Origin of the sequence: Paracoccus marcusii (assembly GCF_028621715.1) — a bacterium.
In the GTDB taxonomy this organism is placed as follows: domain Bacteria; phylum Pseudomonadota; class Alphaproteobacteria; order Rhodobacterales; family Rhodobacteraceae; genus Paracoccus; species Paracoccus marcusii.
In genome coordinates this window covers 2,635,337-2,659,593 of the sequence record NZ_CP117466.1, presented here as the reverse complement: position 1 = coordinate 2,659,593, position 24,257 = coordinate 2,635,337, and the positions used below count along the sequence as shown (strand labels likewise).

Here is a 24,257-nt window from a genome sequence, read left to right as displayed (position 1 = left end):
GCGGCGCGGGTCACTCGACCGTATCGGCGATCCGCATGCCCTTGTCGCGGGCCAGGGTGCGCATCCGTTCCTGCAGCTTCTCGAACGCGCGCACCTCGATCTGGCGAATGCGTTCACGTGATACGCTGTAGCGGCTGGACAGATCCTCCAGCGTCATCGGATCGTCGCGCAGGCGACGCTCCATCAGGATGTCCTTCTCACGCTCGTTCAGCGCATCCATCGCGTCGATCAGCATCTGGCGCCGTGTGTCCAGTTCCTCGGATTCCGCATAGGCTTCGGCCTGGTTGGCGTTCGTGTCCTCCAGCCAGTCCTGCCACTGCGCCGACGATTCGCCGTCGCCCGACCCGACCTGCGCATTCAGCGAGGCGTCACCACCAGAAAGCCGGCGGTTCATGTCGACGACTTCCTTTTCGGTGACGTTCAGTTCGGTGGCAATTTGGGCGACGTTCTCGGGACGAAGATCGCCTTCCTCCAGGGCGCCGATTTTGGATTTCGCCTTGCGGAGGTTGAAGAACAGCTTCTTCTGCGCGCTTGTGGTGCCCATCTTGACCAAGGACCAGGACCGCAGGATGTATTCCTGGATCGAGGCGCGGATCCACCACATTGCATAGGTGGCAAGGCGGAAGCCACGTTCCGGGTCAAACCGCTTGACCGCCTGCATCAGGCCGACATTCGCTTCGCTGATCACCTCTGCCTGTGGCAGGCCATAGCCGCGATAGCCCATAGCAATCTTGGCGGCCAGACGCAGGTGACTGGTCACCAGCTGATGCGCGGCGTCGCTGTCTTCGTGATCGGCCCATGCCTTGGCCAGCATGTATTCCTGTTCGGGTTCCAGCAGCGGAAACTTGCGGATCTCCTGCAGATAGCGGTTCAGACCCTGTTCCGGGCTTGGGGCGGGAAGATTTCCATAAGTCGCCATGATGTTCGCCTTTCGCAGAGACCGGTTAACGCAGCGTCGAACGGCCCGGTTCCGGGACAGAATGCCGCATCCGCGCGGGCATTGTCATGTGTGGTCGCCTCACGCTTTCGTCAAGGGGCGGTGCGAAGGGCGTCCAGAAGGGCCTGCATGTCGTCGGGCAGGGGACTGTCGAACCCCATCTCGACCCCGGTGACCGGATGGACGAACCCCAGATGCGCAGCGTGCAACGCCTGTCGCGAAAACGTTTGGACCGCTGCCGCCGCGGTGCCAAGCGCCTTGGCAGAGGCACGTCGCGACCCGCCATAGACCGGATCGCCGATCAGCCCCAGGCCGCAATGGGCCATGTGCACCCGGATCTGGTGGGTGCGCCCCGTTTCCAACCGGCATTCCACCAGCATGGCCGAAGGCGGCGTGCCGAACCGCTCCAGCAGACGCGCGCGGGTTACGGCGTGACGGCCCTTGTCGGCAAAGACCGCCTGACGTTGGCGGTCGGTCGGGTGGCGCGACAGGTGCGTGGCGATCCGCAGAACCAGCCCTTCCTCGAACGAGACGCCGGGCGTGCCACGCAAACGCGGATCTGCCGCGTCGATCGCCCCGTGCGCCAGCGCAAGGTAGCGCCGGTTGGCGGTATGCGCCTCGAACTGGGCGGCAAGGCCGTGATGCGCGCGGTCCGACTTGGCGACGACCAGCAGGCCCGACGTGTCCTTGTCGATGCGGTGCACGATGCCGGGGCGCTTTTCGCCCCCGATGCCCGACAACGAATCGCCGCAATGCGCCAGCAGCGCGTTGACCAGCGTGCCGGTGGGGCTGCCCGGAGCGGGATGGACGACCATCCCGGCAGGCTTGTCGATCACGATCAGGTCATCATCCTCATGCGCGATGACCAGGGGAATGGCCTCGGCCCGCGTCTCGACAGGCTCGGGCGGGGCCAGGGCGATGCGGTATTCCTGACCCTCGGCGACGCGCGCCTTGACGTCGCGTGCGGGGCCATCCGGGCCGCTCACCGCACCGTCGGCGATCAGCCGCGCCAGGCGCGACCGCGACAGGGCCGCATCCTCTGGCACCGCCATGGCAAGCGCCTTATCAAGTCGGTCGGGCGGGTTGGCCGGAATGGTCACGGAAAGGATCGACATGGCGCAGGATGATACCGATTGGAAGGTGGCGGCGAAAGCCGTCCCGGAACTGCGCTTTCTGAAGACGCTGGTGACGGGGCTAACGCTGGTCATGGGGGTGGGGATGATCGCGGTCGTGGCGCTGCTGTGGGTGCGGCTGAACCAGCCAGTGTTGCCCGAACTGCCCGATGCTATCACTCTGCCTCAGGATGCGCAAACCCGCGCGGTGACTTTTGCAACCGATCGGATCGTCGTGCTGACGACGGACGACCGGGTGCTGGTCTATGACCGCGCGGGAACGCTGGTGGGGCAGACGGTGCTTCAGCCCTGAGGCTTGTCGGCACCCGCGGACAGGGCGTCCAGCCGCGCCTTCAGTTCGGCATTCTCGGTGCGGGCCTTGATCGCCATCTCGCGCACGGCCTCGAACTCCTCGCGGGTGACAAAGTCGCGGTCGGCCAGCCAGCGGTCGATCCAGCCCTTCATGGCCGTCTCGGCCTCGCTGCGGGCGCCCTGGGCCACGCCCATCGCGTTGGTCATCAGCTTGGACATGTCGTCGAAGAAACGGTTCTGGGTGGTCATCTGGCGGTGCCCTTCTGTCTTGCGTTGCGTCCTATATGGTCCGGTGCGGTCCAGGGTTCAATGTTGACAGTGCGGCTTTGGCGACTAGCGTGCGCGGCAAATCGCAGACCCGAGGCCCCATGATCCCGTTTCCCGACATCGCCCCCGAAATCTTCACGATCACCCTGGGCGGGTTCTCGTTCTCGCTGCGCTGGTATGCGCTGGCCTATCTGGCCGGCCTGATCCTGGGTTGGCGGCTGATCGTCGCGATGATGCGCCGTCCCGCGCTGTGGGGCGGCACGCCGCCCACCGCGCCCGACCGGGTCGACGACCTGCTGACCTGGGTCATCCTGGGGGTCATCCTGGGCGGGCGTCTGGGGTTCGTGCTGTTCTACGAGCCCGCCTACTATCTGTCGAACCCCGGGCAGATCCTGCAGGTCTGGCAGGGCGGGATGAGCTTTCACGGCGGGTTTGCCGGCGTGATCGTGGCGACTTGGGCCTGGTCGCGCAGCCAGGGCGTGCCCGTCCTGCGGCTGGCCGACGCGATGGCCGTCGTGGCGCCGATCGGCATCTTCTTCGGGCGCATCGCCAACTTCATCAACGCCGAACTGTGGGGCCGCCCCACCGACCTGGCTTGGGGCGTGGTCTTTCCTGGCGAGGCGGCGCAGACCTGTCCCGGCATCGTCGGACCCTGCGCCCGCCACCCCAGCCAGCTGTACGAGGCGGGACTTGAGGGCCTGCTGCTAGGGCTGATCCTGCTGGTCCTGGTCCGCGCCGGGGGGCTGCGCCGTCCGGGCCTGGCCTTTGGGGTTTTTCTTGCCGGCTATGGGCTTGCGCGCATGTTCGTCGAACTGTTCCGCGTCGCCGATGCCCAGTTCATCACGCCGGACAATCCGCTTGGCCACGTCCTGGGCGGCCCTGTGATCGGCCTGACGATGGGGCAGACGCTGTCGCTGCCGATGGTCCTGATCGGGCTGGCGCTGGTGGCTTATGCGCGGCGCCGCCCGCCTGTCGCCGCATGACGCCGCTGGCCGCGATCATCGCGGCGCGCATCCGCGCGACGGGGCCGATCAGCCTGGCCGAGTACATGCAGGTCTGCCTGATGGACAGTCGTTACGGCTATTACGCGACGCGCGATCCCTTCGGCACCGCAGGTGATTTCACGACCGCGCCGGAGATCCACCAGATGTTCGGCGAACTGTGCGGCCTTGCGCTGGCGCAGGCCTGGCTGGACCAGGGTGCCCCGGCCCCGTTCGCCTTGGTCGAGCCGGGACCGGGGCGCGGGACGCTGATGGCCGACATGCTGCGTGCGATGCGGCAGGTGCCCGGCCTGCACCAGGCCGCCGACGTCGCCCTGATCGAGGCCTCGCCGCATCTGCGCGGCGTTCAGCGCGATCGTCTCGGACCCGTCACGCATCTCGAACGGATCGAGGATATAGGATCCAAACCACTATTCCTGATCGGAAACGAGTTCATCGATGCCCTCCCAATTCGTCAGTACCAGCGGACCGACGATGGCTGGAGGGAGCGTCTGGTCGGGCTGTCGGATGATGGTCTGCGCATGGGGCTTGGCCCCGTCGTGCCGCTGTCCCAGACGGGGTCCGTGGGCGACATCGTCGAGGAGTGTCCCGAAGGCGCGGCCTTTGTCGAGGCCGCTGCCCGCCACATCGCGACCCATGGCGGCTGCGCGATCCTGATCGATTATGGCGGGTGGAACGGGTTCGGCGACACGTTTCAGGCCCTGCGCAATCATGCTCGCGAAGATCCGCTGGCGCATCCGGGGCAGGCCGACCTGACGGCGCATGTTGATTTCGCACCCTTGGCCGCCGCGGCCATCCGGGGCGGGGCGGTGGCGTCGCGTCCCGTGCGACAGGGCGATTGGCTGCGCGCCCTGGGAGCCGAGGCGCGGGCCGCCCGGCTTGCCGCTGCGGGTGACGGGGGCGCGATGGCCGCGCTTCGGCGCTTGACCCACCCCGACGAAATGGGTCACTTGTTCAAGGTAATCGCGATCTGGCCCAAGGGCGCGCCGCCCGTCCCCGGATTTGTCGCGCTGGAGGCCCATGCAGACCACGCTTGAGATCCTGACCCACCCGTTGCTTTCCGACGTAAGGCACGGGTTCTTCACGCGAAAGGGTGGGGCATCCTCCGGGCTGTTCGCAGGTCTGAACTGTGGGCGCCGCTCTTCGGACCAAAGTGAGATGGTGCTGGTCAACCGTGCCCGCGTTGCGGGCGCGATGGGCCTGCCGCTGGCCACCGTCAAGCAGATCCATTCGGCGGACGTGATCACCTTGACGGACGATCATGACGTCGATGTGGTCAAGGACATCAAGGCTGACGGGCTGGTCACCGCCCGGCGCGACGTGGCCTTGGCCGTGCTGACCGCCGATTGCCAGCCCGTGCTGCTGGCCGATGCCGCGGCTGGCGTCGTCGGCGCCTGTCACGCCGGGTGGCGCGGCGCCATCGCCGGCGTGATCGAGGCGACGGTGGCCGCCATGCGCGATCTGGGTGCGACCGACATCCGCGCGGTGATCGGCCCCACGATCAGCCAGCGCGCCTATGAGGTCAGTCCCGAATTCATGGATGAGTTTCTGGCCGACGATACTGCCAATGACCGGTTCTTTTCCGGCGGTCCGAATGGTCGGCCGATGTTCGACCTGCCCGCGTTCGGGCTGTCACGGCTGCGCGCGGCTGGCGTGCGGGCGGAATGGTCGCGGCACTGCACCTATTCCGACCCCGACCGCTTTTTCAGCTATCGCCGGTCCATGCATGAAGGCCAGGCCGATTACGGTCGGCTGATCAGCGCCATCTCGCTCTAGCCCCCAAACGCAACTGAACGCAACGGAGGCGGCATCCGCCGCGCAGGGTTCGGGCGCAGGCCGCGGCGCAGGGCCATCTGAACCCCGGCGCCCAGCAACGCCGCCATCTGTCCCAGGACCAGCGCGATCAGGGCTGCTGCGGCCATGGCGGCATCGGCCAAGCGCCGCATCAGGCGCAAGCTGTCGGATTTGCCCAGCACTGTCAGGACGCGGGTGGTGTCCGGCCCCGCGGCTTCTGACAGACGCGCCAGGCGGCGCAGGTCGTCCGGATCGTCGGCCAGCCGAAGGATCGGCAGCAGTTCGGGAACCGAGGCCTGTCGCCCGATCGTCCGCAGATCACCGGCGATGCCGGACAGGGCCCGGGCAGGCGCGGGGCTGCGCGCCGCAGCGGACAGGGCGCGCGTCATGCCTGGTGACAACGCATCGGCGCGACGCGCGACGCGCAGCGTGGTGACCGCGCCCTTGATCGACAGACTGCTGCCCGCCGTGACCAAGGTTCCGGCGGTCGCGGCAAGGCCTAGGGTCGCCAGCGCGGCCTCGATGCCGTCGGGGTCGCCTCCGGTAGCCCAGGTGCCGCCCTGCCGGATCAGGGCCGCGGCGTCGCCTGCGGGCGACAGTTCGAACGGCAGGGTGCAGGCGGCGACCAGCGACAGGCTGGGACAGGCGGTCACGTCGCGCATGCAGGTGCCGCAATCGGACAGCGTGTCCAGCATGCCGACCGCCAGCGCGGCGTCGGCGCGTGCGCGCAGGTCCGGTGGCAGCGGCGTACCCTGATCGCGGGCCAGATCCATCAGCATCTGCACCTGCTGGCGGTCGCCTGCATCCAGCGCGGCGGTCAGGCGGGGGATCAGCCAGTCCGGAGTCGCGCGGTCGGCCACGGCGCGCATCAGGGCCGCACGGGCCTGATCCAGGCCGCGATCGACCAGCGGAGCGGCAAACGGGTTCTGCGACATCATCCAGCCCGTCACCGCGACCGTCGCCAGCGACCAGATCAGCAGCGTCAGGCGGGCCAGCCTGCGCAAGGATCAGCCTGCTTCGCGGACGCGTTCCTCGACGATCTCGAAGGGGACGGCGGGTTCGTCCTTGGCGCCCCGGATCACCAGCGACGTCTTGACCGATGCCACGTTCGGCGCGGCGGTCAGGCTGTTGGTCAGGAAGCGTTGGAAGGTCGACAGGTCCGGAGAGATGCATTTCAGGATGAAATCGATCTCTCCGTTCAGCATGTGGCATTCGCGGACCAGCGGCCATTCCTGAACCAATGCCTCGAAGGCCGATAGGTCGCGTTCGGATTGCGACGCAAGGCGGACCATGGCAAAAACCTGAACCTCGAACCCTAGCTCGCGGGCGTCGATATCGGCATGGTATCCGCGGATATAGCCCAGCTCCTCCAGCGTGCGGACGCGGCGCAGGCAGGGCGGCGCCGAGATGCCCACCCGGCGGGCCAGTTCGACATTGGTCATGCGCCCGTCGGCCTGAAGTTCGGCCAGGATCTTGCGGTCGATGTCGTCCAGTTTGGCGCCGGCCATGGTTGTCTTTCTTCTGTCAGGTCTTGGCGTTGCCGGAAACTACAATGCCGCCCCGTCCGGCGCAACAATCTTATCGACGTCGGTCCGTGGCGGGGATGCGTTGCAGTCCGGCGCATGAGGGACTACCTCATGCACAAACCGCGAAAGGGGCGCAAGATGACCGAACGCAGCCATGTGAAACTTTTGATCGTGGGATCGGGCCCGGCGGGATACACCGCCGCCGTCTACGCCTCCCGCGCCATGCTGGAGCCGATGCTGATCCAGGGGATGCAGCCCGGCGGGCAGCTGACCATCACCACTGAAGTCGAGAACTGGCCCGGCGACACCGAGATCCAGGGCCCCGACCTGATGGTCAAGATGGAGACCCACGCTCGTGCAATGGGTGCCGAGATCGTGACCGATCTTGTGACCGCGCTGGACCTGCAGAAGCGTCCCTTCACGGCGACGTGCGACAGCGGTCGGGTGGTCACCGCAGACGCGGTGATCCTTGCCACGGGGGCGCAGGCGCGCTGGCTTGGCCTGCCGTCCGAGGAGAAGTTCAAGGGTTTCGGCGTCAGTGCCTGTGCCACCTGTGACGGGTTCTTCTATCGTAATCGCGAGGTCGTGGTGATCGGCGGCGGGAACACCGCGGTCGAGGAGGCGCTGTTCCTGACCAAGTTCGCCAGCAAGGTGACACTGGTGCACCGCCGCGACAGCCTGCGGGCCGAGAAGATCCTGCAGAACCGCCTGTTCGCCCACCCCAAGGTCGAGGTGATCTGGAACAGCGAACTGGCAGAGGTCACCGGGACCGAAACCCCGGTCGGCGTCAGCGGCGCCACGCTGCGCAACCTTGTCGATGGAACGACGCAGACGATCAAGGCTGACGGCGTGTTCGTGGCAATCGGTCATGCACCTGCCAGCGAACTGGTCAAGGATCAGCTGGAACTGCACAACGGCGGTTACGTCAAGGTCGAGGCGGGCAGCACGCGCACCTCGATCCCGGGCGTGTTCGCAGCGGGCGACCTGACCGATCACATCTATCGTCAGGCTGTGACCAGCGCGGGCATGGGATGCATGGCCGCGCTGGATGCCGCACATTTCCTCGAGGCTCAGGGCGAGGTCGAGCTGGAGCCTGAGCAGCGGGTTGCCGTCATCTACTGACGGCTCAGCCGCGCTCGCGCGAGCGTTCGCGGGCCGGCAGCTCGCCCGCGTGATCCAAGGCACCCGACGGTGCGGCGTCACGCTGCGTTTCTGCCAGACCGGCCTTCCCGGGATCGGCATCGGGGTCGTTCGGGTGCAGCGGTCCACCGGCCTCCATCATCGCATTGGTGGCGTCGTCCTTCAGTGCGGCTGCTTTCTCAGCCAGATCCTTCTGGCTGGGATCGGCATCGCCTTCGCGCCGTTCGCGTTCGGCCGTCGCCCGGTCCAGAGCGGCGGTCAGGAACTCGGCCTTGCTGCGCGTGCCCGCGTTGCCGGCCGCAGGGTTTGTGCCTTTGGGCCCGGCCTTTCCGCGCGCTTCGCGTCCTTGGCGGGCCGCAATGTCGCGCGCGCGGTTGCGACGGACACGCAGCAGCCCCACCAGATCGGACAATTCCTTGTCGGACAAACGGCCCAAGGCAGGTTGTCGGGTCTGGTTCGCCAGCTCCAGTTCATCCTGGGACAAGGCGCGCTGCTCTTCCTGGCTTGCGGTGGTCTGGTCGGTCATCATGCGCTCCTGTCGTTGCGGTTCGCGGACCCAACGTGACGCGTGTGGTCGGGTTCCCCGCGGCACGCCCGAAGCGAAAAGCGTTTTCCCAGACTTGAATATCGCTTTCATGGGGGCTATGCGTCGCCTCGAGTCGCGCGATCCCCGCAGGGTCGCGTGTTGATCCATTTCTGCGCAACCCACGAGTCGTGACCATGACCCTGCCCAAGCATGCCCCCATTCCCGAACTCTATGTCTCCGAGGCGTCGGCCGCCGCGCTCAAGGACGATGCCGGGCGGATGCCCAGCTGGGACCTGACGCCGCGCCAGATCTGCGATCTTGAGCTGCTGATGAACGGCGGCTTCAACCCGCTGAAGGGCTTTCAGACCCAAGCCGACTATGACGGCGTCGTCAGCGACATGCGCCTGACGTCGGGCGCGCTGTGGCCGATGCCCATCACGCTGGACGTCTCCGAAAAGTTCGCCGAAGGGCTGGAGCCGGGCACCGACATCGCCCTGCGCGACCAGGAGGGCGTGATCCTGGCGATCATGTCGCTGACCGACAAATGGGTGCCGAACAAGGCGCTGGAGGCCGAGAAGGTGTTCGGCGCCGACGACCTGGCGCATCCGGCAGTGAACTATCTGCACAACGTCGCGGGCCCGGTCTATCTGGGCGGCCCGGTCAAGGGCCTGCAGGCGCCGACGCATTACGATTTCCGCGCCCGTCGCAACACGCCCAACGAACTGCGCACCATGTTCAAGAAGTTGGGCTGGAGCCGCGTCGTCGCGTTCCAGACCCGCAACCCGCTGCACCGCGCGCACCAGGAGCTGACCTTCCGTGCCGCCCGCGAGGCTCAGGCGAACCTGCTGATCCATCCGGTCGTCGGCATGACCAAGCCGGGCGACGTCGACCACTTCACCCGCGTCCGCTGCTACGAGGCGGTGCTGGACAAGTATCCGGCGGCCACCACCAACCTGTCGCTGCTGAACCTGGCGATGCGCATGGCCGGCCCGCGCGAGGCTGTGTGGCACGGCCTGATCCGGGCCAACCACGGCGTGACCCACTTCATCGTCGGCCGTGACCATGCCGGACCCGGCAAGAACAGCCAGGGCCAGGACTTCTATGGCCCTTATGATGCGCAGGAGCTGTTCAAGGCCCACCAGTCGGAAATCGGCGTCGAGATGGTCGACTTTAAGCACATGGTCTATGTGCAGGAAAAGGCGCAGTATTTCCCCGCGAACGAGATCCCCGAGGGCAGCACCGTCCTGGACATCAGCGGCACCGAACTGCGCCGCCGCCTGCGCGAGGGGCTGGACATCCCGGAATGGTTCAGCTTCCCCGAGGTCGTCCAGCAGCTGCGCCGCACCTCGCCCCCGCGCGCCAACCAGGGCTTCACCGTGTTCTTCACCGGCCTGTCGGGGTCGGGCAAGTCGACGGTTGCCAACGCGCTGATGGTCAAGCTGATGGAGATGGGCGGTCGTCCCGTGTCGCTGCTGGACGGTGACGTGGTCCGCAAGCACCTGTCGTCCGAGCTGGGGTTCAGCAAGGAGCATCGCGACATCAACATCAAGCGCATCGGCTATGTCGCGTCCGAGATCACCAAGAACGGCGGCATCGCGATCTGCGCGCCGATCGCGCCCTATACCGCGACCCGCCGCGCCGTGCGCGAGATGGTCGAAGCCGGCGGCGCCTTCGTCGAGGTCCATGTCGCGACGCCCCTGGAGGAGTGCGAACGCCGCGACCGCAAGGGCCTCTACAAGCTGGCGCGGGAAGGCAAGATCAAGGAGTTCACCGGGATTTCCGATCCCTATGAAGAACCGGCCAACCCCGAACTGCGCGTCGACACGACCGACATCGACGTGGACAGCGCCGCGCATCAGGTGCTGCTGACGCTGGAGAGCATGGGCCTGATCGGCCTGTCCTGATCCCTGCCGCAGTGATACGAACGGCCCCGGTGCGACACCGGGGCCGTTTGGCGTCCGGAACCTTGCGCGCCTGCGGATGGTTCCGCGCTGACCGTCAACGGAGTTGCCCGATGCCCCATCCCGCCAGCCCGCCCAAGGGCGTCAACCCCTGGGCCGCAACCGTGCTATTGCTGATGGGCAATTTCATGAACCTGATTGATGTCAGCATCGTCAACGTCGCGCTGCCCTCGATCCGCACCGATCTTGGCGCCAGCGAGACGCAGATCGAATGGATCTCGGCGGCCTATGTGCTGGCCTTTGCGGTGGGCCTGCTGCCCTGCGGACGCTTCGGGGACAAGCTGGGACGCAAGCGGCTGTTCCTGTCGGGCGTGGGGCTGTTCACGCTGGCATCCGTCCTGTGCGGGTTGGCGCCCGACATCAACGTCCTGATCGGCGCGCGTGCGCTGCAGGGCATCGGCGGGGCGATGATGGTGCCGCAGGTCATGGCGATCATGCACGTGATCTTTCCCCCCGAACAGAAGGCCAAGGCATTCGCGCTGGCGGGCGTGGTCATCAGCCTGGGCGCGGTCACGGGGCCGCTGCTGGGCGGCGTGCTGATCAGCGGGAACCTTTACGGGCTTGAATGGCGGCCCATCTTCCTGGTCAACCTGCCGGTGGGGCTGCTAGTCGTATTGGCGGGGTTCTGGCTGATCCCGCGACTGGAATCGTCGCGCGACATGGCGATCGACTGGTGGGGCGTCGGCCTGTTCGGTCTGGCCATCACGCTGGTTGTCCTGCCGATGATCGAGGGACCGCTGCTGGGCTGGCCGTGGTGGACGCTGGTCACCCTGGTCGCGGCGATCCCCGTCGGGGCGCTGTTCCTACGGCGCCAGCACGCGCTGGAGGCAGAGGGTCGGGAACAGCTGCTGCCGATGGTGCTGCTGCGGGATCGGGGCTTTCTGTCCGGGGTGACGGTTGTGATGCTGCATTTCTCGGCCATTCCGGGAATGTTTCTGGTTCTGGCCATCTATTTCCAGACAGGCTTTGGCCTTACGCCGCTGGAATCGGGCATCGCCACGGCGCCGTTCCCATTGGGCATCATGCTGGGCAGCTATGTCACGGGGCGGTTCGGGACGCGGGCGCTGGTGGGGCGGGTCGCCCTGGGCGCGGCGGTGATGCTGGCCGGGATGATCTGGTTGCGCCACGCGGCGGGCCACCCGCCTGCCGATCTTGGCCCCGCTACGCTGGCCGGGCCTTTGGCGATGAACGGCCTGGGGATGGGTCTGGCGATCTCTCCGCTGTTCCAACTGGTGCTGCGTGACGTGCCGGGGCGCATTGCGGGGGCAGCGACCGGCGGGATGCAGGCGTTTCAGCAGATCGGCGCGGCCATCGGTATTGCCATTGTCAGCAGCCTGTTCTTTGTCCGCCTGCGCGTTGATCAGGACCATGCCGCGGCCATCGGCCACGCGCTGTCCTATCAGATCTGCGTCTTTGCGGCGATCCTGACGGTGCTGGCGCTGCGCCAATGGCGCGGTGACCGTAGGGCGGTGACGCCATGAGCTGGCGGTCGTCCCTGGAGGTCTGGGATGTCGCCACCGGGCAGTCCCGCGTGATCCTGCGCACCCCGATGCTGATCGAGGCGCCGAACTGGCACCCTGACGGCTGGTTTCTTGTGAACGGAGAGGGGCGCCTGTGGCGCGCCGATGCCGACGGCCTGCAGCTGCTGCAGACCGGCTGCGCCGAACGGTGCAACAACGACCACGGCTTTCTGCCCGACGGGCGGGTGATCTTTACCGCACATGACGGGACCGGGGCCGGGATGCATGTCTGGGACGGCGCGGCCACCCAACCGGTGGGCACGCAGCGCCCAAGCTGGTGGCACGGCGCGCATGGCGACCGGCTGGTCTATGCCTGCGCGCGGGGCGACCGCGTGGTGCGCATCGCCACCTGCGCCATGGATGGCAGCGGCGAACGGGTGCTGACCCCGGACGTCGCCCATCATGACGGTCCCGATTTCAGTGCGTGTGGCAACTGGATCTGGTTCAACAGCGACGCGACCGGTCATGCGCAGATCTGGAAGATGCGCGTCGATGGATTGGACGCCGCGCCGGTCTTTCGCGACGATTCGGTGAACTGGTTCCCGCATCCATCGCCCTGCGGGCGCCATGTCGTCTATCTGGCCTATGCGCCCGGGACGCTGGAACATCCGCGCGACCGGGACGTGTCCCTGTGGATCATGGCGCCGGACGGGACGGAACGGCGCAAGCTGTGCGACCTGTTCGGTGGGCAGGGCACGCTGAACGTGCCCTGCTGGTCGCCCGATGGGCGGGCCTTCGCGTTTATGCGCTATGCCTAATGGACGCTGACGGGCCGCAGCTCGTTCTTGCGCGCCAGGGTGAAGGCCAGGGCACGGTCCTGGACCAGGGCAAGCCGTTCGCCGTCGGTGTCGTGAACGGCGTACAGGGTCTGAACGCCGGGCAGTTCGTCTTGGACGTCGCGGGGCAGGGTCGCGGCGGCGACCTGCCGAATGTAGACGGTCTGGGCGGACGTACCGCCTCCGAAATCGAATTTACTATCCATGATGATCCCCTTGCTTGCGGCTGATCGGAATGGTCTTGACGACCTGCTGCGGGTTCACCCGGCGCAGGTCGATATGCAGAAGCCCGTTTTCCATCGCGGCGGACGTCACCTCGACCCCGTCGGCCAGCACGAAGCTGCGTTGGAAGGCGCGGGCGGCAATGCCGCGATGCAGATAGACGCGGGCGTCGTCCGGTTCGGGTTGCCGGCCGCGGATCACCAGCTGGCGGTCCTCGGTCGTGATGGCCAGGTCGTCCTCGGCAAAGCCGGCGACGGCCAGGGTGATGCGGAAGGCATCGGGCGGCAGGTGTTCGATGTTATAGGGCGGATAGCCCTCGGCCCCCTTGGAGGCCCGTTCCACCAGGCGTTCAAGCTGGTCGAACCCCAGCAGATAGGGATGTGCCCCTAAGGAAATCTTCGTCATCTCAGCCCTTTGCGTTGCAGCGACTGCAGGTCCGGGGCCCCGTTGCGGCGGCCCCCGTCCTGCCCAAGATATGGAAAGGACGGCATCGATTTGCAAGATCCGCGCTGTCAGGGCCGAAGGTCGCAGGCCTCCATCGCCTGTCCGATCGCGCGCCGAGACCCCTCCAACGGCAGGCTGAGGGTCACCGGCCCGGCCAGCAGGGTGACCTGCCGCCCCCCGGTCAGCGCCGACAACAGCTGCGATCCGGGATCGGCGGCGATCGAATGGACGCCGTTCGTCATGTCGGACGGTACGGCGATCCGCTGTCCGTCGACCAGGACGACGATCGGATCGTCGGTCTGTCCCATCCCGTCGATCACCAGCCGTCCCGCATCGCCGGGCCGGCAGACATAGCTGAGCCTGCGTCCCTCATAGGCGATCTCGGCGGCGTGGCCGGGCCCGTCGGGCAGGCGCCCCGTGTTCCAGGTGACATCGCCATCGGACTGGCCCGCGGCGGGGCCGGCGATCATCAGCGCAAGGATGGTGGCAAGCCGCGACATGGCAACCCTCCGGAACACACCCTCACGATGGCGTGAGCCGCGCGGTTTGTCCATGCCAGCTTAACAGATGCCGCGCGACGCGCTATAAGTCGGAACCACGGCATTTCCCAAGAGCCCGCCCGATGAACATGCAGCATTCGATGAACCACGACGAGATCAGCCGCGCCCGTCTTGCGGCCCTGCGCTGCGAGCATCGCGACCTGGACGAGGCCATCGCCGCCCTTCAGGGCCAGCTGACCGCCTCCGTCGCCTTGCAGCGGTTGAAGAAGCAGAAATTGTCGCTGAAGGATCGCATCGCCCGACTGGAGGATGAGCTGACCCCAGACATCATCGCCTGATTGCGACCCGCGCGGACCCGCGCTAGGACAGGCACGCGGCGCACAATACGGGGACGACAGATGACCGAAGCGGTGGGAATCATCATGGGCAGCCAGTCCGACTGGCCGACCATGCGCGAGGCGGCACAGATCCTGGACGAACTGGGCGTGCCCTATCACACACGCATCGTCAGCGCGCACCGCACCCCGGATCGGCTGTGGGACTATGGCAAGTCGGCGGTCGGGCGTGGACTGCGCGTGATCATCGCGGGGGCAGGGGGCGCGGCCCATCTGCCCGGCATGATGGCGTCCAAGACCCGCGTCCCGGTGATCGGGGTGCCGATCCAGACCAAAGCGCTGTCCGGCGTCGATTCGCTGTATTCGATCGTGCAGATGCCCAAGGGCTATCCGGTCGCCACGATGGCGATCGGGGCGGCGGGTGCCGCCAATGCGGGGCTGATGGCCGCGGGCATTCTGGCGCTGAACGACCCGGCACTGGCGCAGCGGCTGGACGACTGGCGCATGGCGCTGTCGGCCTCGATCCCCGAGGAGCCCGCCGATGACTGAGGTCCGTACCATCGGGATCCTGGGCGGCGGCCAGCTGGGCCGGATGCTGTCGGCGGCCGCAAGCCGCCTTGGCCTGCGCTGTCACATCTTCGAACCGGGCGCCGCCCCTGCGGGTGACGTCGCCTGGCGCGTGACGACCGCCCCCTATGAGGACGAGGCCGCGCTGCGGGCCTTTGCGGACAGCGTCGACGTCATCACCTATGAATTCGAGAATGTGCCGACCAGCGCACTGGATCTGCTGGAAAGCCTGCGCCCCATCCGCCCGGGGCGGCGCGCGCTTGCGGTATCGCAGGACCGGTTGACCGAAAAGACCTTCCTGACCGACATCGGCCTGACCGTCGCGCCCTTTGCCGACGTGCCGGTTCAGGGCGCGCTGGACGACGCCATCGCGCGGATCGGTCGCCCGTCGATCCTCAAGACCCGCCGCATGGGCTATGACGGCAAGGGGCAGGTGCGCATCGGAGAGGGTCCGGCCGACTGGACCGGCGCACCGTCGGTCCTGGAGGGGTTCGTCGACTTCACTGCCGAGATCAGCGTGATCATCGCACGCGGCACCGATGGCCAGGTGGCGGCTTTCGATCCGGGCCTGAACGTCCATGAGGGCGGCATCCTGCGCACCACCACGGTGCCATGCGGCCTGCCCGGGCGGGTGACCACCGACGCGGTGCTGATCGCCGCGCGCATCGCCAACGCGCTGGATTATGTCGGCGTGCTGGGGGTCGAGCTGTTCGTGACCCCGGAGGGTCTGATCGTGAACGAGATCGCGCCCCGCGTGCACAATTCCGGCCACTGGACGCAGGCCGGCTGCGCGGTCGACCAGTTCGAACAGCATATCCGCGCCGTGGCAGGACTGCCCTTGGGCGACGGCAAGCGTCATGTGGACGTCGTGATGGAGAACCTGATCGGCGACGACATGGACCGTGTGCCCGCGCTGCTGGCACAGCCCCGGACGCAGGTTCACCTCTATGGCAAGGGGCAGGCGCGGCCGGGCCGCAAGATGGGCCACGTGAACCGGATCGCCGGATGATCCGACTGGCGGTGCGTGCCGCGATCATCCATCGCGATCGCGTGCTGGTGGTGAATGCCTATCCGGGGCAGCAGTCCGACCTGTGGTGCCTGCCGGGCGGCGGGGTCGAACCGCACGCCTCGCTGCCCGACAATCTGGCGCGCGAGGTTTTGGAGGAGATGGGCCTGAGCATCGCCGTCGGTGATCCCTTCCTGGTGAACGAATTCCACGACCCCTCCCGGCGGTTTCACCAGGTCGAGGTGCATTTCCGCGCCACGCTGACAGGGCCCGACGTGTTGACGCTGGCCGATCCCGAAGGCGTCGTGAACCGTGCGCGATGGGTCACCCGTGCCGAACTGACCACGCTTAGGCACAAGCCCGATATGCTGGGCGATGCGATCTGGGGAGATGGCACGGCACGATACGACCCGCTGGAGCGGATCGTCGGCTGATGCGGAACCACGGCGGGGGGTCCGGGGGGCTGGCCCCCCGGCCGTCGCGGGACGCAACTACTCGGCGGCTTGCTTGACCGCGGTCTCGGATCCGACCTTCATGCGGAAGCCGCGCTCCAGCTGATCGAAGGGCGCCACCGGATAGTCGCCGGAAAAACAGGCGTCGCAATAGCGGGGCGCCTGCGGGTCGCGGCCCGCGGCCTCGCCCGCCGCGCGGTACAGCCCGTCCAGCGACACGAAGGACAGGCTGTCGACGCCGATCCATTCGCGCATCTGTTCCGGCGACATGTTCGCCGCCAGCAGCTTGTCGCGGTCGGGCGTGTCCACGCCATAGAAGCAAGGCCAGGCGGTCGGGGGCGACGCGATCCGGAAATGCACCTCGGCCGCGCCCGCATCGAGGATCATGTCCTTTATCTTCCGGCTGGTGGTGCCGCGGACCACGCTGTCGTCGACCAGCACGACCCGCTTGCCGCGGATCAGTGCCCGGTTCACGTTCAGCTTCAGCCGGACGCCCATATTGCGGATCTGGTCGGTGGGCTCGATGAAAGTGCGGCCCATGTACTGGTTGCGGATGATTCCCATGCCATAGGGAATGCCCGACTCCTGCGCAAAGCCGATCGCCGCGGGCGTGCCGCTGTCGGGGACCGGGCAGACCAGGTCGGCCTCAACCGGTGCCTCGCGGGCCAGTTCCACGCCGATCTGGCGGCGGGTCTCATAGACCGACCGGCCGCCGATGATCGAATCGGGGCGCGAGAAATACACGTGCTCAAAGATGCAGAACCGCCCGGTCGACGGGCCGAAGGGCCGCGACGATTCGATCTGGCCCTTGGAGATGACAACCATCTCTCCGGGCTCGATCTCGCGCAGGAATTCGGCGCCGATGATGTCCAGCGCGCAGGTCTCTGACGCCAGGACGTATCCGTCCTCGCCCACGCGGCCCAGCACCAGCGGACGCACGCCCAAGGCGTCGCGGACGCCGATCAGCTTGGTGCGGGTCATGGCGATGACGCTGAACGCGCCCTCGACCCGGCGCAGCGCGTCCTTCATCCGCTCGGGGATGTTGCGCTGGATCGACCGGGCCATCAGGTGAATGATGCATTCGCTGTCCGACGACGACTGGAAGATCGAGCCGCGCTCGATCAGTTCGCGGCGCAGGGCGGCGGCATTGGTGATGTTGCCGTTATGCGCGATCGCGCAGCCGCCCATGTGGAACTCGCCGAAGAACGGCTGCACGTCGCGAATCGCAGTGTTGGCCTTAGTTCCGGCGGTGGAATAGCGGACATGGCCGATGGCCAGCTGTCCCGGCAGCGTCGCCATCAGGTCGGGCTTCGTGAAATTGTCACGGACATAGCCGAACCGGTGGGCGCTGTTGAAGCCGAAGTCGGGATGGTGGGCGACGATGCCGCCCGCTTCCTGTCCGCGGTGCTGCAGCGCATGCAGCCCCAGGGCCACGAAGTTCGAGGCATCGACTACGCCGATCGCGCCAAAGATGCCGCACTCCTCGTGCAGACGGTCCGAATCGAACGGATGGGCCAGGAAAGGTTGCATCGCGCGGGCCTCGATCTGTGGGGGCTGATGTCGTCGTGCTGTCGGGGGACATGTAGTGCCGACGGCCGACAAAGTCACGCCCCCGCGGTTCCGCAGGGGCGCTTTTTCGTCATCTGCCTGTCATGGCGGATCAGTTCGCGGCGGGTGCTTCGGTCGTGACGGGGGTGCCGGTGGCGGTGCAGCCCATGACCATCTGTTCATAGCGGGTCACGATCCAGCCGGGCGCGTCGGCGGGAATCTGGTCGTCCATCTGGCCGCGCATGCGCTCGAAGACCTGGGCAGACCGCGAATTCTCGACCATCGGGACGTCCTGCGTGGTCATCACGCGGTCATAGACGATGAAGGCGATCGCGACCAGCAGGATGCCGCGCGCCACGCCGAACAGGAAACCCATCCCCTGGTCCACGCCACCCAGGGCCGAGCGTTGCACGACCGAGGAGAATAGCGGCGTGATGATCGAGAAGATCACCAGCGCCAGCGCGAAGACGACGGCAAAGCCCGCGATCGTCGCCAGCTCGCAGCTGTCGCCCATGAAGCGGTCCAGCACCGGCAGCTGCGCCACCATCGGCCGTACCGTGGGTGCAAACAGGAAGGCCAGCACGGCCGCCCCGATCCAGCCCAGGATCGCCAGCGATTCGCGCACGAAACCGCGCGACCACGCCAGGATGGCCGACAGGATGATGACAGCCGCCACCACCGCATCAATGATCGTAAATCCGTCCATAAAACCGCCCCTTGCGCCGGTTGTCGTTCAGTATCAGGCGGTTCAGCCGGCGCCGAAGACCTCGCCCACAAATGCGGTCAGATCGGTGATGCGCCGAAGGGACATCCCCGACTGGCCCTCAACCTTGGAGGCGTCGGGCAGGATAGCCTGTGAAAAACCAAGTTTCTGCGCCTCTTTCAACCTGTTTTCGGTCTGCGACACGGGGCGCAGCGCCCCCGACAGGCTGATTTCGCCGAAAAGCACGGCCTCCGGAGGCAGGGCGTTATCCTCGCGCGCCGACAGAAGCGCGCCGGCGATGGCCAGGTCTGCCGCGGGTTCCGCGACCTTCATGCCGCCTGCGACGTTCAGGAACACGTCCAGCCCCGCGAAGGGTATCCCGCAGCGTGCCTCAAGGACCGCCAGGATCGTGCTGACGCGGCCGCTGTCCAGGCCCACGACGGTCCGGCGGGGGCTGGCAAGCGTCGATGGCGCCACCAGCGCCTGAACCTCTGTCAGGACCGGGCGGGTGCCCTCGATGCCCGCAAAGACCGCGCTGCCGGCGATGGGCTGGCCGCGTTCCGACAGGAACAGCGCAGACGGGTTCGTGACCTCGGCCAGGCCGCTGCCGGTCATCTCGAACACGCCGATCTCTCCGGACGGGCCAAAGCGGTTCTTGACGCTGCGCAGGATGCGGAACTGGTGGCCGCGTTCGCCTTCGAAATACAGGACACAATCGACCATGTGCTCGACCACGCGGGGGCCCGCGATCTGACCGTCCTTGGTGACATGCCCCACCAGGATCACCGCGACACCGCGGCTTTTGGCGAATGTCACAAGCTCGTGGGCGGCGGCGCGGACCTGTGCCACGCTGCCCGGTGCGGCCTCGACTGTGTCGGACCATAGGGTCTGGATCGAATCGATCACCGCTACGTCGGGGCGTTCGGCGTCCAGCGTGGTCAGGATGTTCCTGAGGTTCGTCTCGGCTCCCAGGCGCATCGGTGCCTCGGCCAGCCCGAGGCGCACGGCGCGCATCCGCACCTGTGCGCTGGCCTCCTCGCCCGAAAAATAGATCGCCTGATAGTTCGCACGCGAAAACGCCGCGGCTGCCTGCAGCAGGATCGTCGACTTGCCGATGCCCGGATCGCCGCCGACCAGCAGTGCCGAGCCGGGAACCAGGCCACCGCCCAGCACGCGGTCCAGCTCGTCGATGCCCGACAGGAAGCGGGGCGGGGGCGGTTCGCTGGTCGAAAGGCCCGACAGGGGCACGGCCCGACCCTTTGCCGCGCCCAGTCCCCGGCCGGGGCCCTGGGACAGGGGCGCTTCCTCGATGATGGTGTTCCAGGCGCCACAGGCGTCGCAGCGCCCGGCCCATTTCTTGTGGGCGGCGCCGCAGGCGGTGCAGGTGAACGCTGTTGTCGCTTTTGCCATGCCCCTCATGTCGCACCGGGGCGCGGGCGTCGCAAGGTGGGTATTAGCACGAATGCAAGGCATTCACGCCTTTGTCGGCTTGAATTTCGGGGTCGGCGGGGGCAGGGTCCGGGCGGAAATTCAGGGGCTTGGACCATGGCGATAGGCTTTTCGCGTTTCGAATTCATGATCGCATGGCGGTACCTGCGGGCGCGGCGCGCCGAGGGCGGCGTCAGCGTCATGACCTGGATCAGCCTGATCGGCATCGCCCTGGGCGTCATGGCGCTGATCGCCACGCTGGCCGTCCGCGCGGGCTTCCGGGCCGAGTTCGTGGACACGATCTTGGGCGCGAACGCGCACACGACCGTCTACATGGCGCCGCAGACCATCACCAACGAGTTCACCGACGACGTCTATGTCGTACCCGGTCGGATCGCCGACTATGAGGCCATGGCCGCGCGGCTGGCTGAGGTTCCGGGCGTCACCCGCACCGCGGCGATCATCAAGGGCCAGGTGATGGCCAGCGCCAACGACTCCTCCAATGTGGCCGAGGTGTTCGGCGTCACGCGGGCCGACCTGGAGGCGATGCCCCGGATCGTCGATCCCGCCACGTCCGAGGGTGACCTTGCGCGGTTCGATCAGGGCATCGCCATCGGCTCTGGCATCGCCCGCGAGCTGGGCGTGGGGGTGGGCGACCGCATTCGCCTGATCGCGCCGGAGGGCGCGCGCACCGCAATGGGCACGACCCCGCGGGTGAACGCCTATGAGGTGACCTATATCTTCAGCGCCGGGCGTTATGACATCGACCGCACGCGGGTCTACATGCCCCTTGCCGAGGCACAGTCCTATTTCAACCGAGAGGGTGTCGCGGACGAGATCGAGGTCTTCGTCGACGACCCCGAACGCGTGGACGACTGGACGCTGCCCCTGATGCGCGCCGCCGGAGAGGGCGCGCAGACCTGGTCCTGGCGCGACAGTTCCGGGTCGTTCCTGTCCGCGCTGGACATGGAGGACGACGTGATGTTCGTGATCCTGTCGGTGCTGGTCCTGATCGCGTCGATGAACATCACCTCCGGGTTGATCATGCTGGTCAAGAACAAGGGCCGCGACATCGGCATCCTGCGCACGATGGGCCTGACCGAAGGGTCGATTCTGCGGGTCTTCTTCCTGTGCGGGGCCTTCACCGGCATCATAGGCACGATCGCGGGGGTGATCCTGGGCGTGGCCCTGGCGCTGAACGTGGACAACATCATGGCGGCCCTGAACGCGCTGACCGGGGGGGGCGCGTGGCAGCCCGAGGTGCGCGGCATCTATCGTCTGCCCGCCGACCTGCGGGCCTGGGACATCTTCCGCGCGGTGGCGCTGTCGCTGACGCTGTCCTTTGTCGTGACGATCTTTCCCGCGCGCCGCGCCGCGCGTATGAACCCGGTGGAGGCCCTGCGCTATGAGTGACGTGTTGCGGCTGGAAGGCGTGGGCAAGACCTATGCCAAGGACGGTCCCGCACCGGTGACGGTGCTGGACGGCCTGGACCTGACCGTCGCGCGCGGAGAGGTCGTGGCGCTGGTCGCCCCGTCGGGGGCCGGGAAATCGACGTTGCTGCATATCGCGGGGCTGTTGGACACACCCGATGCGGGACGCGTCTGGCTGGCCGGGCGCGACATGACCGGCCTGCCGGACCGCGCGCGGACCGAGGCGCGGCGGCAGGAGCTGGGCTTCGTCTATCAGTTCCACCACCTGCTGCCCGAATTCAGCGCGGCCGAGAACATCGTCCTGCCGCAGCTTGCCAATGGCACAGCCCCCCGTGACGCGCAGGCCCGGGCCGCCGACCTGCTGAACCGCGTCGGCCTGGCGCATCGCGCGGATCACCGCCCCGCGCAGATGTCGGGCGGAGAGCAGCAGCGCGTGGCCTTTTGCCGGGCGCTGGCGAACCAGCCCGCGTTGCTGCTGGCAGACGAACCCACGGGCAACCTAGACCCCGAGACGTCGGACAGGGTCTTTGACGTGCTGATGGGTCTGGTGCGCGATACCGGCCTGTCGGCGCTGATCGCCACGCACAACCATGCCCTGGCCGCACGGATGGACCGTGTGGTGCGCCTGACCGCCGCCTGATCGTTGCACCGCCCCGCGCGCGGGTGCATGCTGGACCAAACGACAACCGACGGGGGCACGGACGATGCGGGCAGTGATGATGGCAGGGGCGGCGGGATTGGCGCTGGCGGGGCTGGTCGCCGCCTGCGCGCCCGAGGCGCAACCGACGGGCGCGGCGCGCGATTACGCGGATTACTGTGCAAGCTGTCACGGGCCGGGCGGGCGGGGCAACGGGCCCGCCGCCGTGGGCATGGTGCCCGCACCCGCAGACCTGACCATGCTGGCCGCACAGGATGGGGGCGTCTTCCCCAAGACCCGCGTGATGGGCCAGCTGGTCGGATACACGATGGGGCGCAGCGAATCGCACATGCCGATCTTTGAGGTCCTGCGCGAGGGGCCGGTCGTCATGTATGACGATGGCTCGGGCCAGCGCCTCGCCACGCCGGCGCGGTTGGTCGCGCTGGCGGATTACCTCCAGACCCTGCAGCGCTAAAGCCATGCGCGCGGCAATTGTCGGGCTGACCTGCATGCTGGCCGTGCCTGCGGGTGCTGACGGGCTGGAACGGTTCGGGACCACGATGAAATATGCGCTGCCGCTGGCGGCCGCCGTCTGCGCGGCCGATCAGGATCGGCTGGAAGATTTCGCCGTGCGCGGTGCCCTGCAGGCGGCAGTGGTGCTGGGCCTCAAGGCGGTGTTCGACGGATCGCCCCTGGGCACCCGTCCGACCGGAGAGGGGCGGGGCTTCCCGTCGGGACATTCCGCCGCCGTCGGGTTCGGGGCCGCGGATCTGGCCGGCAAGTGCTGGGAGGACGATCCCGCTTTGGGCGCCGCCGCCTATGGCGCCGCAGGGCTGACCGCTTTCAGCCGCGTGCAGGCAGGCGAACATACGGCCGATCAGGCGCTGGCCGGTGCGCTGATCGGGATCAGCTTCGGCGCGGCCAGTTTTGGCATCGGCTCCGAAGGGGCCGCGATCAGCGTCGGCCTGCGCTTTTAGCGCAGAATGACGCGGGGCGCGTCGCTGCGCGGGCCGACCTCGCCGATGACGGCGGCATCCGCGAAACCGTGGCGCGCAAAGGCCGCCTGCACCGCCTCCAGCGCGTCCGGCGCGCAGGCGACCATCAGCCCGCCGCTGGTCTGCGGATCGGTCAGCAGCGCGCGTTCGGCATCGCCGAAGCCCTGCGGCAGGGCCACGCCCTCGCCGTAGCTGGCCCAGTTGCGGCCCGAGGCGCCCGTGACATGGCCCGCAGCGATCAGCGCGTCGATGCCCGGCAGGCGCGGCACGGCGGACCAGTCGATCATCAGATCGCAGCCCGATCCGCGCGCCATCTCCAACCCGTGGCCGCCCAGACCAAAGCCGGTGACATCGGTCATCGCATGCACGCCCTCGATGGCGGCAAGGTCCGGGCCGGGGCGGTTCAGCTTGGTCGTGACCTCGATCATGCGGGCATAGCCCTGGTCATCCAGTTGACCCTTCTTCAGCGCCGCCGACATGACCCCGACACCCAGTGGCTTGCCCAGCACCAACAGGTCGCCCGGCTGTGCCTCGGCATTGCGCTTCAGAAGGGCAGGGTCGATCAGGCCCAAGGCCACGAGGCCATAGATCGGCTCGACCGAATCGATGGTGTGGCCGCCGGCGATGGGGATGCCCGCTTCGCGGCAGATCGAAGCGCCGCCATCCAGGATCGCCGCGATCGTCGCATGAGAGATCGCGTTGATCGGCATGCCCACCACCGCCAGCGCCAGGATGGGTGTCGCGCCCATCGCATAGACGTCGCTGATGGCGTTGGTCGCCGCGATGCGACCGAAATCATGCGGATCGTCCACCACGGGCATGAAGAAGTCGGTCGTCGCCACCAGCGCCTGCCGGTCGTTCAGCTTGTAGACGGCCGCATCGTCCGACGTCTCGATCCCCACCAGCAGTTCGGGCGGGACGGGCAGGGCGGCGCTGCCCCGCAGCAGGTTCGACAGGACGCCCGGCGCGATCTTGCAGCCGCAGCCGCCGCCATGGGCCAGGGATGTCAGGCGCGGTTCTTGCATGTCGGTGGCGGTCATGGGGACTCCTGTCGGTTGGACGCAGCATAGCGCGGCGGCGGGGATGTTCCAGCGCCGGGTGACCGCAATCTGCTTGC

Annotated in this window: 29 protein-coding genes; 16 read left to right on the top strand and 13 right to left on the bottom strand. The window is 67.5% G+C overall.

Annotated elements, in window-relative coordinates; genetic code table 11:
- Positions 1 to 10 precede the first annotated feature (10 nt).
- Together rpoH and PRL19_RS13170 are read right to left on the bottom strand one after the other, a co-directional pair.
- Positions 11 to 919 (bottom strand): RNA polymerase sigma factor RpoH, encoded by a 909-nt coding sequence (gene rpoH / locus PRL19_RS13175; protein WP_045999157.1) that lies wholly within the window; start codon positions 917 to 919, stop codon positions 11 to 13.
- Positions 920 to 1,029: 110 nt separating this feature from the next.
- Complete coding sequence (locus PRL19_RS13170) at positions 1,030 to 2,052, bottom strand: RluA family pseudouridine synthase (protein ID WP_273743235.1); 1,023 nt, start codon at positions 2,050 to 2,052, stop codon at positions 1,030 to 1,032.
- On the opposite strand from PRL19_RS13170, the gene PRL19_RS13165 reads away from it, so the two are divergent.
- Complete coding sequence (locus PRL19_RS13165) at positions 2,051 to 2,362, top strand: DUF6476 family protein (RefSeq protein ID WP_252928590.1); 312 nt, start codon at positions 2,051 to 2,053, stop codon at positions 2,360 to 2,362. The two genes, PRL19_RS13170 and PRL19_RS13165, sit on opposite strands and share 2 nt — an antisense overlap.
- Here PRL19_RS13165 and PRL19_RS13160 read toward each other — a convergent pair.
- On the bottom strand, positions 2,353 to 2,610 hold the full coding sequence (locus tag PRL19_RS13160) for an accessory factor UbiK family protein (RefSeq protein WP_045983033.1): 258 nt from the start codon (positions 2,608 to 2,610) through the stop codon (positions 2,353 to 2,355). The genes PRL19_RS13165 and PRL19_RS13160 overlap by 10 nt on opposite strands.
- 119 nt (positions 2,611 to 2,729) lie before the next feature.
- Between PRL19_RS13160 and lgt the strand changes: the two genes are divergently transcribed.
- The 3 genes from lgt to pgeF are packed head-to-tail and all read left to right on the top strand — an operon-like array spanning position 2,730 to position 5,405.
- The gene (gene lgt / locus PRL19_RS13155; RefSeq protein WP_273743234.1) at positions 2,730 to 3,611 is read left to right on the top strand and encodes a prolipoprotein diacylglyceryl transferase; all 882 of its coding nucleotides are present in this window, start codon (positions 2,730 to 2,732) and stop codon (positions 3,609 to 3,611) included.
- The gene (locus PRL19_RS13150; protein WP_273743233.1) at positions 3,608 to 4,666 is read left to right on the top strand and encodes a class I SAM-dependent methyltransferase; all 1,059 of its coding nucleotides are present in this window, start codon (positions 3,608 to 3,610) and stop codon (positions 4,664 to 4,666) included. The genes lgt and PRL19_RS13150 overlap by 4 nt, the downstream gene beginning before the upstream one ends.
- Complete coding sequence (gene pgeF / locus PRL19_RS13145) at positions 4,650 to 5,405, top strand: peptidoglycan editing factor PgeF (RefSeq protein ID WP_273743232.1); 756 nt, start codon at positions 4,650 to 4,652, stop codon at positions 5,403 to 5,405. The genes PRL19_RS13150 and pgeF overlap by 17 nt, the downstream gene beginning before the upstream one ends.
- On the opposite strand, the gene PRL19_RS13140 is transcribed toward pgeF, so the two are convergent.
- Positions 5,402 to 6,427, bottom strand: coding sequence for a hypothetical protein (locus PRL19_RS13140; protein ID WP_273743231.1), 1,026 nt, complete (start codon positions 6,425 to 6,427; stop codon positions 5,402 to 5,404). The genes pgeF and PRL19_RS13140 overlap by 4 nt on opposite strands.
- A gap of 3 nt (positions 6,428 to 6,430) precedes the next feature.
- Positions 6,431 to 6,931 carry an Lrp/AsnC family transcriptional regulator gene (locus PRL19_RS13135; RefSeq protein ID WP_045999164.1) on the bottom strand — a complete coding sequence of 167 codons (501 nt, stop codon included), beginning with the start codon at positions 6,929 to 6,931 and terminating at the stop codon, positions 6,431 to 6,433.
- 156 nt (positions 6,932 to 7,087) lie between these two features.
- Between PRL19_RS13135 and trxB the strand changes: the two genes are divergently transcribed.
- On the top strand, positions 7,088 to 8,071 hold the full coding sequence (gene trxB / locus PRL19_RS13130; protein ID WP_084693651.1) for a thioredoxin-disulfide reductase: 984 nt from the start codon (positions 7,088 to 7,090) through the stop codon (positions 8,069 to 8,071).
- 4 nt (positions 8,072 to 8,075) lie between these two features.
- Here trxB and PRL19_RS13125 read toward each other — a convergent pair whose 3' ends face one another.
- Positions 8,076 to 8,618, bottom strand: coding sequence for a hypothetical protein (locus PRL19_RS13125; protein ID WP_273743230.1), 543 nt, complete (start codon positions 8,616 to 8,618; stop codon positions 8,076 to 8,078).
- Positions 8,619 to 8,809: 191 nt separating this feature from the next.
- Between PRL19_RS13125 and PRL19_RS13120 the strand changes: the two genes are divergently transcribed.
- From PRL19_RS13120 to PRL19_RS13110, 3 genes are all read left to right on the top strand, one after another.
- Positions 8,810 to 10,519, top strand: a complete 1,710-nt coding sequence (locus PRL19_RS13120; RefSeq protein WP_273743229.1) for a bifunctional sulfate adenylyltransferase/adenylylsulfate kinase — start codon at positions 8,810 to 8,812, stop codon at positions 10,517 to 10,519.
- A gap of 110 nt (positions 10,520 to 10,629) precedes the next feature.
- Positions 10,630 to 12,057, top strand: coding sequence for an MFS transporter (locus PRL19_RS13115; protein ID WP_273743228.1), 1,428 nt, complete (start codon positions 10,630 to 10,632; stop codon positions 12,055 to 12,057).
- Entirely contained in the window at positions 12,054 to 12,854 is an 801-nt protein-coding gene (locus PRL19_RS13110; protein WP_273743227.1) for a TolB family protein, read from the top strand. Before PRL19_RS13115 ends, PRL19_RS13110 begins: the two co-directional genes overlap by 4 nt.
- On the opposite strand, the gene PRL19_RS13105 is transcribed toward PRL19_RS13110, so the two are convergent.
- The 3 genes from PRL19_RS13105 to PRL19_RS13095 all read right to left on the bottom strand — a co-directional run bounded on the left by PRL19_RS13105 (position 12,851) and on the right by PRL19_RS13095 (position 14,038).
- Positions 12,851 to 13,078: a DUF1150 family protein gene (locus PRL19_RS13105; protein ID WP_273743226.1), complete on the bottom strand. Its 228-nt coding sequence runs from the start codon at positions 13,076 to 13,078 to the stop codon at positions 12,851 to 12,853. The two genes, PRL19_RS13110 and PRL19_RS13105, sit on opposite strands and share 4 nt — an antisense overlap.
- Positions 13,071 to 13,499 carry an Hsp20 family protein gene (locus PRL19_RS13100; RefSeq protein ID WP_045983045.1) on the bottom strand — a complete coding sequence of 143 codons (429 nt, stop codon included), beginning with the start codon at positions 13,497 to 13,499 and terminating at the stop codon, positions 13,071 to 13,073. The genes PRL19_RS13105 and PRL19_RS13100 overlap by 8 nt, the downstream gene beginning before the upstream one ends.
- A gap of 107 nt (positions 13,500 to 13,606) precedes the next feature.
- Complete coding sequence (locus PRL19_RS13095) at positions 13,607 to 14,038, bottom strand: hypothetical protein (RefSeq protein ID WP_045983046.1); 432 nt, start codon at positions 14,036 to 14,038, stop codon at positions 13,607 to 13,609.
- A 122-nt stretch (positions 14,039 to 14,160) separates the two neighbouring features.
- Between PRL19_RS13095 and PRL19_RS13090 the strand changes: the two genes are divergently transcribed.
- The 4 genes from PRL19_RS13090 to PRL19_RS13075 are packed head-to-tail and all read left to right on the top strand — an operon-like array spanning position 14,161 to position 16,380.
- Entirely contained in the window at positions 14,161 to 14,376 is a 216-nt protein-coding gene (locus tag PRL19_RS13090) for a YdcH family protein (protein ID WP_045983047.1), read from the top strand.
- Between the two features lie 60 nt (positions 14,377 to 14,436).
- Positions 14,437 to 14,922, top strand: coding sequence for a 5-(carboxyamino)imidazole ribonucleotide mutase (gene purE / locus PRL19_RS13085; RefSeq protein WP_045983048.1), 486 nt, complete (start codon positions 14,437 to 14,439; stop codon positions 14,920 to 14,922).
- Positions 14,915 to 15,949 (top strand): 5-(carboxyamino)imidazole ribonucleotide synthase, encoded by a 1,035-nt coding sequence (locus PRL19_RS13080; protein ID WP_273743225.1) that lies wholly within the window; start codon positions 14,915 to 14,917, stop codon positions 15,947 to 15,949. Before purE ends, PRL19_RS13080 begins: the two co-directional genes overlap by 8 nt.
- Positions 15,946 to 16,380 carry an NUDIX domain-containing protein gene (locus tag PRL19_RS13075; protein ID WP_273743224.1) on the top strand — a complete coding sequence of 145 codons (435 nt, stop codon included), beginning with the start codon at positions 15,946 to 15,948 and terminating at the stop codon, positions 16,378 to 16,380. Before PRL19_RS13080 ends, PRL19_RS13075 begins: the two co-directional genes overlap by 4 nt.
- 57 nt (positions 16,381 to 16,437) lie before the next feature.
- Here the strand turns inward: PRL19_RS13075 and purF are convergent, their stop codons facing one another.
- The 3 genes from purF to radA form a co-directional block, all read right to left on the bottom strand.
- Positions 16,438 to 17,928, bottom strand: coding sequence for an amidophosphoribosyltransferase (purF, locus tag PRL19_RS13070; RefSeq protein ID WP_045980781.1), 1,491 nt, complete (start codon positions 17,926 to 17,928; stop codon positions 16,438 to 16,440).
- Positions 17,929 to 18,058: 130 nt separating this feature from the next.
- On the bottom strand, positions 18,059 to 18,652 hold the full coding sequence (locus tag PRL19_RS13065) for a CvpA family protein (RefSeq protein WP_045980780.1): 594 nt from the start codon (positions 18,650 to 18,652) through the stop codon (positions 18,059 to 18,061).
- Between the two features lie 42 nt (positions 18,653 to 18,694).
- Complete coding sequence (gene radA, locus PRL19_RS13060) at positions 18,695 to 20,059, bottom strand: DNA repair protein RadA (protein WP_273743223.1); 1,365 nt, start codon at positions 20,057 to 20,059, stop codon at positions 18,695 to 18,697.
- Positions 20,060 to 20,194: 135 nt separating this feature from the next.
- Between radA and PRL19_RS13055 the strand changes: the two genes are divergently transcribed.
- The 4 genes from PRL19_RS13055 to PRL19_RS13040 all read left to right on the top strand — a co-directional run bounded on the left by PRL19_RS13055 (position 20,195) and on the right by PRL19_RS13040 (position 23,122).
- The gene (locus PRL19_RS13055; RefSeq protein WP_273743222.1) at positions 20,195 to 21,490 is read left to right on the top strand and encodes a lipoprotein-releasing ABC transporter permease subunit; all 1,296 of its coding nucleotides are present in this window, start codon (positions 20,195 to 20,197) and stop codon (positions 21,488 to 21,490) included.
- Positions 21,483 to 22,148 carry an ABC transporter ATP-binding protein gene (locus PRL19_RS13050; protein ID WP_148912205.1) on the top strand — a complete coding sequence of 222 codons (666 nt, stop codon included), beginning with the start codon at positions 21,483 to 21,485 and terminating at the stop codon, positions 22,146 to 22,148. Before PRL19_RS13055 ends, PRL19_RS13050 begins: the two co-directional genes overlap by 8 nt.
- Before the next feature lie 64 nt (positions 22,149 to 22,212).
- Positions 22,213 to 22,620, top strand: coding sequence for a c-type cytochrome (locus PRL19_RS13045; protein WP_273743221.1), 408 nt, complete (start codon positions 22,213 to 22,215; stop codon positions 22,618 to 22,620).
- A gap of 4 nt (positions 22,621 to 22,624) precedes the next feature.
- Complete coding sequence (locus tag PRL19_RS13040; RefSeq protein ID WP_273743220.1) at positions 22,625 to 23,122, top strand: phosphatase PAP2 family protein; 498 nt, start codon at positions 22,625 to 22,627, stop codon at positions 23,120 to 23,122.
- Here the strand turns inward: PRL19_RS13040 and selD are convergent.
- Positions 23,119 to 24,180: a selenide, water dikinase SelD gene (gene selD, locus PRL19_RS13035; protein ID WP_273743219.1), complete on the bottom strand. Its 1,062-nt coding sequence runs from the start codon at positions 24,178 to 24,180 to the stop codon at positions 23,119 to 23,121. The genes PRL19_RS13040 and selD overlap by 4 nt on opposite strands.
- Positions 24,181 to 24,257: the final 77 nt, after the last annotated feature.